The organism is Flavobacterium sp. NLM, from assembly GCF_002210235.1.
Lineage (GTDB): Bacteria > Bacteroidota > Bacteroidia > Flavobacteriales > Flavobacteriaceae > Flavobacterium > Flavobacterium panici.
Genome location: NZ_LIAC01000001.1, coordinates 339,432 through 352,235, shown reverse-complemented (window position 1 = coordinate 352,235; position 12,804 = coordinate 339,432). Strand labels below are relative to the sequence as shown.

Annotated in this window: 12 protein-coding genes and 1 pseudogene; 4 read left to right on the top strand and 9 right to left on the bottom strand. The window is 35.6% G+C overall.

Annotation, left to right across the window (positions count from 1 at the left end):
- Nucleotides 1-40: 40 nt before the first annotated feature.
- From APR43_RS01510 to APR43_RS01505, 3 genes are all read right to left on the bottom strand, one after another.
- Nucleotides 41-658 (bottom strand): TetR/AcrR family transcriptional regulator, encoded by a 618-nt coding sequence (locus APR43_RS01510; RefSeq protein WP_053471272.1) that lies wholly within the window; start codon nucleotides 656-658, stop codon nucleotides 41-43.
- 202 nt (nucleotides 659-860) lie between these two features.
- Nucleotides 861-1,037 carry a hypothetical protein gene (locus tag APR43_RS24370; protein ID WP_165590682.1) on the bottom strand — a complete coding sequence of 59 codons (177 nt, stop codon included), beginning with the start codon at nucleotides 1,035-1,037 and terminating at the stop codon, nucleotides 861-863.
- Nucleotides 1,038-1,280: 243 nt separating this feature from the next.
- Complete coding sequence (locus APR43_RS01505) at nucleotides 1,281-1,724, bottom strand: winged helix-turn-helix transcriptional regulator (protein ID WP_205720322.1); 444 nt, start codon at nucleotides 1,722-1,724, stop codon at nucleotides 1,281-1,283.
- 78 nt (nucleotides 1,725-1,802) lie between these two features.
- Here APR43_RS01505 and APR43_RS01500 point away from each other — a divergent pair, with 78 nt between their 5' ends.
- Nucleotides 1,803-2,606, top strand: a complete 804-nt coding sequence (locus tag APR43_RS01500) for an enoyl-CoA hydratase/isomerase family protein (protein WP_053471271.1) — start codon at nucleotides 1,803-1,805, stop codon at nucleotides 2,604-2,606.
- A 5-nt stretch (nucleotides 2,607-2,611) separates the two neighbouring features.
- Nucleotides 2,612-3,613 (top strand): NADP-dependent oxidoreductase, encoded by a 1,002-nt coding sequence (locus APR43_RS01495; RefSeq protein WP_053471270.1) that lies wholly within the window; start codon nucleotides 2,612-2,614, stop codon nucleotides 3,611-3,613.
- 210 nt (nucleotides 3,614-3,823) lie between these two features.
- On the opposite strand, the gene APR43_RS01490 is transcribed toward APR43_RS01495, so the two are convergent.
- Nucleotides 3,824-4,714, bottom strand: a complete 891-nt coding sequence (locus APR43_RS01490; protein ID WP_053471269.1) for a LysR substrate-binding domain-containing protein — start codon at nucleotides 4,712-4,714, stop codon at nucleotides 3,824-3,826.
- Between the two features lie 130 nt (nucleotides 4,715-4,844).
- Here APR43_RS01490 and APR43_RS01485 point away from each other — a divergent pair, with 130 nt between their 5' ends.
- On the top strand, nucleotides 4,845-5,417 hold the full coding sequence (locus APR43_RS01485) for a hypothetical protein (RefSeq protein ID WP_053471268.1): 573 nt from the start codon (nucleotides 4,845-4,847) through the stop codon (nucleotides 5,415-5,417).
- Nucleotides 5,414-6,388, top strand: a complete 975-nt coding sequence (locus APR43_RS01480; protein ID WP_053471267.1) for an NAD(P)H-quinone oxidoreductase — start codon at nucleotides 5,414-5,416, stop codon at nucleotides 6,386-6,388. The genes APR43_RS01485 and APR43_RS01480 overlap by 4 nt, the downstream gene beginning before the upstream one ends.
- A gap of 270 nt (nucleotides 6,389-6,658) precedes the next feature.
- Here the strand turns inward: APR43_RS01480 and APR43_RS24265 are convergent.
- The 5 genes and pseudogenes from APR43_RS24265 to APR43_RS01455 all read right to left on the bottom strand — a co-directional run.
- Nucleotides 6,659-6,875: pseudogene (locus tag APR43_RS24265) on the bottom strand (DUF2867 domain-containing protein); the annotation flags it as partial.
- 272 nt (nucleotides 6,876-7,147) lie between these two features.
- Nucleotides 7,148-8,053: a carbohydrate kinase family protein gene (locus APR43_RS01470; RefSeq protein WP_053471266.1), complete on the bottom strand. Its 906-nt coding sequence runs from the start codon at nucleotides 8,051-8,053 to the stop codon at nucleotides 7,148-7,150.
- A 23-nt stretch (nucleotides 8,054-8,076) separates the two neighbouring features.
- Nucleotides 8,077-9,633 carry a glycoside hydrolase family 32 protein gene (locus APR43_RS01465; protein WP_053471265.1) on the bottom strand — a complete coding sequence of 519 codons (1,557 nt, stop codon included), beginning with the start codon at nucleotides 9,631-9,633 and terminating at the stop codon, nucleotides 8,077-8,079.
- A gap of 20 nt (nucleotides 9,634-9,653) precedes the next feature.
- Complete coding sequence (locus APR43_RS01460; RefSeq protein WP_053471264.1) at nucleotides 9,654-11,051, bottom strand: DUF4960 domain-containing protein; 1,398 nt, start codon at nucleotides 11,049-11,051, stop codon at nucleotides 9,654-9,656.
- A gap of 19 nt (nucleotides 11,052-11,070) precedes the next feature.
- On the bottom strand, nucleotides 11,071-12,762 hold the full coding sequence (locus APR43_RS01455; RefSeq protein WP_053471465.1) for a RagB/SusD family nutrient uptake outer membrane protein: 1,692 nt from the start codon (nucleotides 12,760-12,762) through the stop codon (nucleotides 11,071-11,073).
- Between the last annotated feature and the right edge of the window lie 42 nt (nucleotides 12,763-12,804).

Genomic DNA, 12,804 nt, shown 5'->3' with positions numbered 1-12,804 from the left:
ATTATTTGAACACTGTTCATTTTTTTGAGCAAAAAAATTTTTAAAGCTTTTCTATCATTTTTAAATATTCATTGTATCCGTCATACAAAATGGTATCCGGATTCGTAAAATTTACATTTTTAATTCTCTGGTGAATTTCCAGACAGCACATACCATGTACCAAACTCCAAACCATAAATGCCAGCGGCTCTACACTATGGCCTTTAAAATAACCTTTGTTAATACATTCTTCAATAGTTTTTTTAACTAATCCAAATGCTGTGCATCCTTCATCCCAATCTTCATTCTCGGAGTCTTTCAGGAATTCTATTGGAGCTTTTAGATTAAACATCAAATCGTACATTTCAGAATTTTCGATGGCAAATTTGATATAGGCAAATCCCATTTTCTTTAATCTTTCCTTCGGATCTTCTATAGTATATAACTCCATAAAATAACTATCTAATTCCTGAAAACCTATTGTATGAAGATCATGGAGAATATCATTTTTATCTTTAAAATAAACATAAACAGTGCCTACACTGTAATTAATTTCTTCAGCAATGTTTCTTATTGTAGTATGTTCAATTCCTTTTTCAACAAAAAGCTTTTTAGCACCTTTTAATATCAGGGCTTTTAAAGCTTCTTTTTCTTTTGCTTTTCTATCAATTGTACTCATACTTATTTTTATTCAAGGCTTACTACGGACAAAGATATAAAATAAAATGAACGATGTTCATTTTTTATTCAGTTAAATATTTTTATACCAATTAAGATTGCAATCTGGCCGTAATACCTTTATGATTCAATAACTTATAAGCTAACTTTGGTAAAAATCTATTTAACAGATAAATTGCTTTTGTATCGCCAACACGAATAGTTTACGTATTGTCTTTTAATCCTTTTATCAAAGCATCAATTAGCACATCTGGTGTTATCGATTTACCTTCCATTCCCTCAGACATATTTGTTTTTACCAACGGCGGCAATAATTCAAATATTTTTATTCTGCTTCCAATTATCTGTAAATGATTGTCTCTTTTTTTATACGCTAACATATAGATTTTTCAAGCCTTTACAGCCTAATAATTGTGGTTCGATTTTTTCACAAGAAATTCTTAGTCTGTTTGAAATAAACAGTCTTAAAGTGGTGCTATAAGAGAATTAATCGAAGCTGAACGATGGTTCGAAATCCCGTTAAGGATATAGGATTTTTTTCTCTTTTGGTTTATCGTAATTTTTATACTAAATACAATAATTCCAAAATAATTTTAGTTTCCATCTCATCTGCCTGATTATCATTATTTTGACACAATCGCTTTTTTCATTTTGTCAGTCAGCTTATCTATAAAAGCCTGTTTATCTTTCTTGATTTCTTTTAAAAATTCAATGTGATGCTCAGAAAGCATAAAATACTTTTCGCCCCAGATATACATCTCGATTAATACCGGAAGCAGATCAATGCCCTTCTCAGAGAGTTGATATAAAAATTTCACTTTGCTTTCGGGGTGATCCAGCTTTACAATGATCCCTGCGTCTTCAAGAGTTGATAATCTTGTGGCAAGGATGTTAGTCGCAATTTTTTCATCCGACTTTAGAAAATCACCATAAGTGCACTTCTTATAATACATCAGATCTCGAACAATTAAAAGTGACCATTTATCTCCTAACAAATCAAGTGAACTGCTCACTGGACAGCCCGACCTTTTTTTAATTTCTTTCATTATTATTTCAACTACTTGCATTTTGCAAGTAAATTTAATTATATTTGTGCTTTCAATTTGCAAGTAAAATTACTAAAAATTAACCAAAACAACTAAATTATGATTTTTACCACACACAAAATTACAAATGGATACTGGAAAATCAGTTTCAACAATCCTCCTATTAACATGTTTGATACCGAATTTTCTAAACAGTTAATGACCGTGATGGACGAACTGGAGTCAAATGAAAACCTAAAAGTTGTAGTATTTGAGAGTGAAAATCCAGACTTTTTTGTGGCTCATGTCGAGTTGCTAAATGTTGGAGACTTTCCAAAAGGAACCGGAAAAACAGGCCTTTCTATAGCCTGGCCAGATATTGCACGCAGACTGGAACTTGCCCCTTTTGTAACCATAGCTTCCATCCGTGGCCGTGCCAGAGGACTTGGAAGTGAATTTGCACAAGCATTTGATATACGCTTCGCCAGCAGGGAAAACGCATTCTTGGCTCAGGTAGAAATAGGGATCGGTTCATTTCCTGGTGGCGGAGGACTTGAACGCCTGCATCTGCTTACAGGACGCAGCCGAGCTCTTGAAATTATTTTAAGCGGTAACGATTATGACGCAGATACGGCCGCTTTCTACGGCTGGATAAACCGATCAATTCCAGACGCTGAACTGGATGAATATGTTGAAAAATTTGCAAAGCGCATAGATTCATTTGACAAAAAACCAATTGCTGCCATAAAGCAAATCATGAACCAAAGAGCCAAACTTCCTTCAAACGAAGAAATTTTAGACACACAGGTTAAATTCTTTGCTTCACTCGAGGAGCCTGAAGCGCGTGGCCGTATTAAAAGCTTATTTGAAAAAGGACTTCAGCAGAATGGTGATCTGGAACTAAATCTTGCTGATAACATCTAAAAAATATGAAAGCATACATCTTACCTAAATACGGCAAAACAGAAAAATTATTACTCAGCGAAGTAAAAATACCTGAAATTGGAGATTATGAGGTATTGGTAGAAATTCATGCTGCCAGCATCAACCAGCTGGACTTAAAAATAAAAAACGGGGATTTCAAGCTAATCCTTCCTTACCAATTACCTTTAATATTAGGTCATGATATTGCAGGAATAGTAGTAGAAACCGGTTCTAAAGTCAGTCGCTTTAAAATTGGAGACCAGATTTTTGGACGAGCAGCCGATTTTCATATCGGTTCCTTCGCGGAATATATTGCTGTTAATGAAAATGATCTGGCAGTAAAACCTATAAATATATCAATGGAGCAGGCAGCATCAATTCCATTGGTCGGACTAACTGTATGGCAGGCATTCGTCGAAAAAGCGAAACTTCGTAAAGGCCAAAAAGTTTTTATTCAAGCAGGTTCTGGCGGAGTTGGTACAATAGCAATTCAGTTTGCCAAACATCTTGGGGCATTTGTCGCCACGACAGCCAGCGAAAAGAATTTTGACATGCTGAAAGCCCTTGGAGCTGATATTATAATAGATTACAAAAAGGATAACTTTGAAAATATTCTTAAAGATTATGATGTGGTACTTAACAGCCAGGATGTTAAAACACTTGAAAAATCATTGACAATTTTAAAACCGGGAGGCAGTATTATCTCAATTTCTGGACCTCCAACTCCAGAGTTTGCAAAATCAATAGGCGCATCAGCAATAATACGATTCATTATTTGGCTGACCAGCCTGAAAATCTGTAATAGGGCTAAAAATTTAAATGTTAATTATTCCTTTTTATTCATGAAGGCGAACGGAAGACAATTAGAACAAATTGCTGATTTACTTGCCTCAGAAATTATTAAACCAATTGTAGATAAAATTTTTCCTTTTGAGCAGACCAATGATGCTTTTAATTATCTGGAAAGCGGACATGCAAAAGGAAAGGTTGTGGTAAAAGTAAAATAATAGTGTTATGGAGTTGCCTCAGTTTTTGACGCAATTATAAATTGGAGTTGCCTCCATTTTTTGCCATAAAAAGTTAATCCGGTTTTTTAAAAAGATATTATACGTCAAAATTTTGTAGCAGAATCATGGCACATCATAATGAGAAAACCTGTACCTCAGCAATATAAAGGGTTTCTAAAAAAGGCTCTAATGGCGGAGCAATTTGTTTTTTTAAACTAAATTATGCATTACCATTTTTTTCATGATTAAATTTTGAAAAAATATAAGTGACGCTTTGCGATAAATTCCAGAAGGAAATGTAATAGTTGCTTCACGAGTAATATTTTTACTTTCAATTGGGACCGCAACAAGTTCCGGAAAATGAAACAAGGAAGTATCCATTAATATGGTACACCACTTTTTTGAATTAACCAGATCCAATAAACTGTGAATATCATTGATTTCTATTTTTGCTTTTAATTGCATATTATTTTTTAGAAGTGTTTCGTCCAGAAAATTCCTGATGCTGTAACTTTGCGAAGGCAGCACTAAAGGTAATTCTGCAATTTTTTGAAATGTGATTTTTTTAAGCTTACTCCACGGATGTGATGTATGAAGAATCAATGAAAGATTCGCAGAGAAAAGACGCATCACATCAAGCTGATTATCCTCAGACGAAGGCATAAATGAAAGCATACAGTCAATTTCGTACGAGCGTATTTTTTGCATTAAATCTGATGTAGAACCCAATACAATCTGGATCTGAATATCGGGAAATTCCTCATTAAATTCCGTCGCTGATTGCAATAGTAAATTTACAAGACCGTAAGTGGATCCAATAATTATTTTTCCTGTCTTAAGGTTATTCAAATCCATTAAAACCTGTTTTGCTTCTTCTGCCTGTCGAATCGTTCTTCGCGCATATTCAAGCATTATTTCTCCTGACTCTGTCAGTTTAACTCTCCTCCCTATTCTATCAAAAAGAAGAACATTTAGTGACGTTTCTAATTCTTTTATCTGATGTGATAATGTACTTTGAGTAATATATAGATCATCGGCTGCCTGAGTGAAATTTAAAAGTTCTGCCGCGCGGACAAAGTATTTTAATTGACGAAGTTCCATCTTTTCTAATTTTTTTATAAAAATACTATTATAAATCGAAAATTTCGATCGTTTACATCTAAAAATACCATTTCCACGATTGGTTTACATTGTCGAACTTTGACATAAATTAATTTAAAAAATAGAAAAGATGGAAATCGTACAAACACCCGAAAATGCATTATCAGCTTCAATTGTTTCAGCAATAATGAATGCCCCAATTGAAAAAATCAATATAGCAGACTGGCTTCTAAATCTGCCAGATGCCGAATACCAGCGCTGTTCTGTGAACCATATTGCAGCGGGAATTACTTCAAATTTTGAAGGGATACCAATGTCTATCAATGTAGAATACGTCGGAACTGCACTTGTTGTACAGCATTATATTTTTGATGAATATCGTGCCGATTATTGCCGCATGTTATCTATTTCTGATACTATTACAGCGAGCGGAAGATCTAAAGTACAGGTTCTTTGGGAATTAAAAGCAGAAAGAATCGACGACAAAACTTCCAAATTCACCAACACCATTCATGCAACAGCTACACCTGAATTTTTAAATTTCATCAAAGAAAACGGAATTTCTTTAGCGGAAGCTGCAAAAGCAAGACAAGAAGCCTCTGACACCCACAACCACGAAGAAACACCTCTGTTTGCAAAAAGCATTGAGAACAAAGCTTTATTTGGAAAATATAATCTACCTTTTCAACAAATTAGACTATGAAAGCTATTACAATCACAAAATTTGGAGATCCTGAAGTTTTGCAGCTAACGGAAGTTACTGATTTAATTCCTTCTAAAAATGAAGTGTTAATTCAAGTAAAAGCATCTGGTATCAACCGAAGTGACATTCTCCAGCGTAAGGGAAAATATGCGGCTCCAGATAGCACTTCTAATGAAATTCCGGGTCTTGAAGTGTCTGGTATAATTGCAGCATGCGGTCCGGAAGTTACGCAATGGAAAAAAGGAGATCGTGTTTGTGCCCTTCTTGCCGGGGGTGGCTATGCTGAATATGTTGCTGTTAAAGAAGGTCAGTGCCTGCCTATTCCTAAGGGTTTAAATTTTGTGGAAGCGGCAAGTCTGCCTGAAACGGTATTTACAGTTTGGTCTAATATTTTTGATCGAGGCAAACTCAAAGCTGGTGAATCCCTATTAGTTCACGGAGGTAGCAGCGGTATCGGAATTACAGCTATTCAAATTGCTCATGCTCTAGGGTCAAAAGTTTTTACAACAGTTGGTTCAGAGGAAAAAGCAAAGTATTGTGATGCATTGGGATCTGATCTTTCTATTAATTATAAAACAGAGGATTTCGAAGAAATTTTAAAAGGCAAAGGCGCAGATGTAATTCTTGATATGATAGCTGGACCTTATTTTCAAAAAAATCTCAACGTCTTAAACGAAGACGGAAGACTTATTCATATTAATGCGGAGAATGGAAAAGACGTAGAACTTGATATTTGGCAGTTAATGGTAAAAAGAATCACGATCTCCGGAAGTACACTACGCGCAAGAGATTATAACTACAAAAAACGATTAACAAAAGAAGTATTCCAAAACATCTGGCCATTAATTGAAAATGGAAAATTCAAGCCCGTCATTTACAAAACATTTTCGTACCAGAATGTTATAAACGCTCATCAATGCATGGAAGAAGGAAGCCATATTGGTAAAATTATACTGGATTGGGATTCCTAAAAATTATTGCAAGCCCTGAAGCAATTTAGTTAAAAGTGCTTCTTTCTCAAATTAAAATTCTAGAGATTATTTTTTTAAAATTGAATTACGCCCTACAGAATAAATGAATTTGAGGGCGTGATTTTTACTTTTTACAAAAGCTTTAAATGAAACACTTTTATTATTGTGGCAGAATGATGGCGTATAGTGTTTTCGGAAATAGAAAGTAAACAAATTCAAGTGTTAACGAGGTTAGGTTCGAAACTGTATTAAATTATCCTCACCGAACCCCTAAATTATTTTTTTTAGTATTCCATTAAATATAAAACCGTTAAACGGCAAGACAGAATACCAGTATATTTTACCTATAAGTCCCAGTGGTTTAAAAGTAGCATCCTGATATATTGTTGATTATTTTAAATTCCAGCCACGCTTCGCCCGAAAGTTTCATTTATGCATACAAAATCAGTTTACCTTCCTTCTTCTCGGCGTATATTACCTTCCAAAATCCAGTGCATATCCTGCATGTATTTGCTTCCAAATTTTATAATATTACCATAAAAGCCTAATATCTAAAAAGATATCAGGCTTTACTTCAAAAAACGAATATTTAAGTAAGTAATTAAAACTTAAACAAAATTCAATGCATTTAATAAAAATCGGATTTTAAAAAATAGATAAGACCACTAATAAGCGATATTAAACTTATTGCTGTTAACAAGGCCAATTGCAAGAATTTTGTTTTAGATAACACATATTTCATTTAAATTTCATACAAAGTTAAATTTTCATTTTTAACATCATTTTTTCAATTCTGGAAAGTGAAATTTCGGGATTCGCTCCAGGAGATTCAGCTACTAATGCACCTACTGCACAGGCAAAATCAATTGAATACTGAGGTTCTTTTCCACTTAACAATGAAGCTATCAAAGCCGCCAGAAATGAATCTCCGGCACCTACGGTGTCAGCAACTTCAACAGGATATCCCTCATTTTCATATAGTCGGTCTTCCCACATTAGCAAGGCTCCGTGTTTGCCTCTCGTTACACACATTCCCGTTACTTTACTTCGTTCAGCTATAAAATTCATATTGTCCTCCAGACTTGTAAACGGAGAAGCCATAGCTGCAGTAATTTCTAATAATTCCTCATCATTAAACTTTATAAAATCCGCTGACTGCGTTAGTCTTTCGAGCATTTCATATGAATAATGTGGTTTTCTTAAATTCACATCAAAAACCTTGTAGACTTTTTTTTGAAGCATTTCTTCCAGTGACAGCCTTGAAACGTCATCACGGCAAGCTAAACTGCCATAAATTAAAACATCCGCATTAGCAACTGAATTCCTCGCCAAATCATTCAATTCAATTTTATCCCATGCAGACGGGTAACTGATTTCATAACTTGCAGATCCCCGCTCATTTAAGGTAACATTGACCAAACCAGTTGGGAAATCTTCAGAAACTACAATTGTATCCGTTTCAAGTCCCAGTTGTTTCACTTGCTCTTTTATTGCTCTCCCGTCTTCATCATTGCCTACACAGCTTATCATAGCTACTTCGCAACCCAGCGTTTTCATTCTCAAGGCTACATTCAATGGTGCTCCGCCAATCTTTTTTTCATTGGCAAAAACATCCCAAAGTACCTCTCCGTATGCCACCGCCTTAAGGTTTTTTCCATTATTCATTCTAAAATATTTTATTATTGTTCTTATTCAGGCTGGGTTATCTGAAGATTTGAGATTGTGCTCGTTTGTCCTTCAGCAATTAAACCCCATTTATTTTTGTCTCTTCCGTAAACGCGATTTGTGAGCGCTGCTTTTCCGTTTATGTAAACTACGACAACACTTCCTTCAGTAATTATTTCAACATCATATTTTACATTCGTCTGAAATGCATATGGTAAACGGGTTACTTCCTGCGAAGCCGAATTATAACCGCTTATTTTACTATTAGCAATATCCAAAACCACTTTATAATAACTTCCTGTATCATTGGTATGAAAAACAAATCCAGTTGTTCCACTAGCTTTCGCTAAAGTAACTTCGGCTTTTATTTTGACTTTCTTTCCAACGCTTTTAAAAGTAACCATTGCTTTTTCTGTTTCTCCGGACAAAGAATAAGTTCCATTGTTAGCTGTTGCATTAGAAGTAATCTCATCTACTTCTGCAGTAGCATTCTTTTTCGAAAATAAATCCTTAACCGATTTCGGTGATTGAGTTCCTAAAGTTCCATCTGAATTCTGAGTTAATTCATGAATGACCATATTCCCCGCCCAATCTTTATTTCCTAAATCATTCTCAGGCGTTTTTCTGGCATTCCATCCAAAAACATATCTTTTATTTCCGTCAGAAGCCGTTTTTCCTGCGTAAAAGTATTCTCCATCAATTCGGTCATTTTCGGGTTTTACCCACGGTCCATTTATTGATGATGAAATTCTGTAATGCGTTCCTTTGTTTCCGCTCCAATTCTCAGAAAAAATTAAATACCAATTGCTTCCCATTTTGAAAACATCCGCACATTCCATCATCAGATAATTATCTTCAGGCGTTGTGGTATAAATTGGAGCTTGAACATCCCATTTTCCTGATGCAGGATCAGCGCTTGTAAAATGTAACAAAACGGCTTTTCTTCCAGGTTCTGTTTGTGTACTTACTAACATGGAATATTTTTTCAATTCATCATTATAAAACACATGCGGATCTCTGAAATCATAATTGTAGTAGCCCGCCGGAGCTGTAATTTTAAAAGACGGAACTTTTGTCCAGTTTTTCAAATCACTGCTGGTTGCACATAACACACTTTCTCTTGCATTCGATTGTACAAAAGCCGGAGTTTCATTGTGCCCTGTGTAATAGAAATAATAAAGATTGCCCACTTTGACAACTGATCCTGTGCCAATAGCAAAATCAGGTTCAAGCGTTGTACCATATGGAATGGTTTGACCTTCATAAGTAAAATGTGCCAAATCTGTACTTTGATATTCATGAATATCATGAAATCCTTTTCCAGCAGGTTTATTCTGTGCATCATGCAGAAAATAAATATGAAATTTTCCGTTATCGAAAAAAGGCATAAGATCTCCTGTATAACCCGCACTGTAATAGGGGTCGTTTGCGCCCATCCATTGCGCGGGCGGAACAGGAAAAACACTTGTTATTTCAGAATTGCCTCCTGAAATCGAACCTCCAATATACGTTTCATCCTGACTGCATGAAGCCAGTGAAAAGAAAACGAAGGCGATTGTTATTATATTTCTATATTTCATTTTATTAAATTCAAAGTGATTTATTTTGCCGTTAAATAATTGATACTATTTTGTGTCAGCAGTTTTATGTTTGCAATAAACTCATTGGCCTGACTTGGCACACCGCTGCTATTGGTTTCATTGTACCAATCATAAGCTCCCATAGAAATAACAATTACATTTTTATTTGTACTCGTGTTCGGGAATTCTGCAATTGTTACTCTTCCGTTCAGTTCATTATCCCAGGCTTCACTTGCCAGATTGGTTCCTCCTGTCTGGTTTCTCCAACCTTCCCCATTACTGTATCCACCCCATTCTGGTAAAAACCACCACGCTGTATGATTTAATCTGAAAGTTCCGCTTTGCAGTAAATTGGCTTTTCCGGATTCAAAAGTGGTTAGGCCTTGAAATATTGGGTGGCCTTCATGACCAACAAATGACATTCCCCATGAATTACCGTCTACAAATCCATTTGGAGGAAAATCACCAAAAACATTATTCGGTCCTTTTCCTGACGGAACAATTCCTAAAGCATCGACATATTGCGAAGCAAAAGAAGTCAAAAGCAAGTTTCCGCCATTTGTTCTGAAATTTTTCAAAGCATTGGTAACCGCAGGATTATAAGCCACAGAAGGTAAATTTGCAGCTGAATCAAAATGCCACCAAATCACATCGATATCACTTAAATCGGCACCGTTTTGTATACTTTCGAAAGAAATGTATTTCGTACCAGGGAAATTATCAAACAACCAGTTCGAAGCTGTAACTTCATCCATGTTTGTAATTCCTGATCTTGTAGCGGCAGTTCCTAAAAACGCCACAGTTAATCCTGTTACCGGAACTCCAACATTTGCTGTATAATTAACGCTTTTTCCGTTTGATGTTATTATAAAAGTAACTGCATTTGTAAAATCAACTGTTGCTCCTGAAGCAGGTGAAATCGTAACACCAGCAGTTGTTTCAATTACTGGTTTTAGCGCTGTCAAATCAGTATTTTCAGGAAGCGTCATATTAATGGTTTTGCTAATATCGTTTACAGTAGCTGCAACACCATTTATCTTAAAACTCTTAATTGGACTTAAAACAGTTGTAGTTACCGTATAATCTTTGTATAAATTACCATTAACCACTCTGAATTTTACCGGATTTGTAAAATTCATCGTCGAATTTAATTCCGGATTTGATGTTGCGCCATCGACAAAAACAACTTCCGGTTTTATAGCTGTTATATCAGATCCGTACGGCATTACCACAGTAATTTTTCCTGTTGTCTGATCAATACTTCCTGAAACTCCGTTTAGTTTAAACGAAAGCACATCTGAAGGCGAACTCACATCAAATCCGCCAGTTTCAAAACTATTTTCGCAGGCAGTAATCATAAAAATCATTGCCAATACTATAGACACTTTGGTCCAATATTTATTTAAAGCTTTTTTCATATTGCTGATTCTTTAAAGATTAATAACCTGGATTTTGTTTGTACAATCCCTGACTGAAATTAATTTGCTTCAACGGAATTGGGCAATATTCTTCTTTATGTGCATCAAAAAAAGCATCCTGATAATACGTACGTTTTGTTTTTTCTTTAGCATAAAAATCATTCATCACCTGATCTGTAATTCCCCAACGGACAAGGTCGAAGAATCGGCTTCCTTCCATTGCCAATTCTAAACGACGTTCCCAACGCAACGCTTTACGGGCAAAATCCTGCGTCCAGTTGCAATTGCTTCCGTCCACATAAGTATTGATTTTGAAATTACTCACATAAGGCAGTCGTCCTGTACTTTGTGCGGCTCTTTCTCTGATTTCATTGATCAACGGCAAAGCTTCAGATTGTCTTCCTAATTCAATCAAAGCTTCGGCACGCATCAAAATCACATCAGCATAACGAATCTGAATTCTATTTTTAGAATTTCCGTAAAACGGATCAATATTTACAACACAGCTGCAATTTGGAGCAACGTTTTCTTTTAATGAAGCAAAATAACCATACGTTCCCGGAGATCTTACCCAAGCTTCAACATATAAAAATTCAGGATCATATTTATAAGGCAAGCCCGGCATTGCTACGGTATGATACAATCTAGGATCAACTGTATTGGCATCTATATTTTTATAATCAAAATCTTCGTTGTTGTACGTGTCAAACTCTGGTAAACCATTTGCTCCGGTTTTAAAAGCATTTACCAAATTTTGGCTTGGCTTATGAAAATCACAACAACCTAAACCCTGTGGCGTAGAAAGAACATCTGAAAAATTCAATCTTCCGTATAAAGTTCCATCGTTATCAGAAAACTGAATCGAGAAAATAGCTTCCGGTCCGTTTTCGTACGTTCCCGGCAAGAAGTTATTGGCAAAATCAGGCTCTAAAGAAGCTTTTCCAATAACTTTATCTGTTGCTGCAATTACTTCCTGTAAGTGCTGCTGACTGATTCCTGTAACTTTAAATGTTTCATCCTGAGTGTACGCCTGATACAATCTTGTTTTTGCCAAATAAGCATAAGCTGCTTTTTTATTAGCACGTCCTACTTCTGGTTGAGCATCCGGCAAATTTTCGGCTGCAGCCTGAAAATCTTCAGCGATTTTGCTCCAAAGTTCTTCGTTTGAAAGCGCTTTGTTTGAAATCGTTTTATAATCTTCTACCGGAACATCTTCGGTAATATAAGGCACATTTCTGAACATGATTTTCAACATAAAGTAAAAATGCCCTCTTAAAAAACGCATTTCTGCCATTCTTGTTTTCTTCAACGGATAATCGGCTTCTGAGATTTGTTCCAAAGCTTTCAACGCTTTATTGGCTCTTGAAACACCCACATAACTGATGTACCAGAAACTGTCCAACTCTCCAAAATCTGGACGGATATTATTTGAAACTTCAAAAAAGTGAAAATCCTGAATATCATTTGTACCGCTTCCGCCTTTATAAGCATCATCTGAACGAACATTACCAAACGGCCATAAACTGTAAGGAGAATCGTAATGATCATTGCCTAACTGTGCATAAGCCGCATTCATAAATCCTTCAACCGACTGCGGTGTTACAATATCTTCTTCAGACAACACACCACGCGGATCATTTTCTAAAAAATCGGAACAGGAAGCGAAGAAACCCATCACTACAAATCCTGCTATATATAGTATTTTTTTCATATAAATATAATATTTGTCTTTTATTGGAATATGGAATCGCCA

Bases quoted from the DNA above. Each gene is read 5' to 3' on its own strand.
- APR43_RS01485 (WP_053471268.1), top strand. From the start codon at position 4,845: ATGGAAATCGTACAAACACCCGAAAATGCATTATCAGCTTCAATTGTT.
- APR43_RS01465 (WP_053471265.1), bottom strand. From the start codon at position 9,633: ATGAAATATAGAAATATAATAACAATCGCCTTCGTTTTCTTTTCACTG.
- APR43_RS01495 (WP_053471270.1), top strand. From the start codon at position 2,612: ATGAAAGCATACATCTTACCTAAATACGGCAAAACAGAAAAATTATTA.
- APR43_RS01500 (WP_053471271.1), top strand. From the start codon at position 1,803: ATGATTTTTACCACACACAAAATTACAAATGGATACTGGAAAATCAGT.
- APR43_RS01490 (WP_053471269.1), bottom strand. From the start codon at position 4,714: ATGGAACTTCGTCAATTAAAATACTTTGTCCGCGCGGCAGAACTTTTA.
- APR43_RS01460 (WP_053471264.1), bottom strand. From the start codon at position 11,051: ATGAAAAAAGCTTTAAATAAATATTGGACCAAAGTGTCTATAGTATTG.
- APR43_RS01480 (WP_053471267.1), top strand. From the start codon at position 5,414: ATGAAAGCTATTACAATCACAAAATTTGGAGATCCTGAAGTTTTGCAG.
- APR43_RS24370 (WP_165590682.1), bottom strand. From the start codon at position 1,037: ATGTTAGCGTATAAAAAAAGAGACAATCATTTACAGATAATTGGAAGC.
- APR43_RS01505 (WP_205720322.1), bottom strand. From the start codon at position 1,724: ATGCAAGTAGTTGAAATAATAATGAAAGAAATTAAAAAAAGGTCGGGC.
- APR43_RS01470 (WP_053471266.1), bottom strand. From the start codon at position 8,053: ATGAATAATGGAAAAAACCTTAAGGCGGTGGCATACGGAGAGGTACTT.
- APR43_RS01510 (WP_053471272.1), bottom strand. From the start codon at position 658: ATGAGTACAATTGATAGAAAAGCAAAAGAAAAAGAAGCTTTAAAAGCC.
- APR43_RS01455 (WP_053471465.1), bottom strand. From the start codon at position 12,762: ATGAAAAAAATACTATATATAGCAGGATTTGTAGTGATGGGTTTCTTC.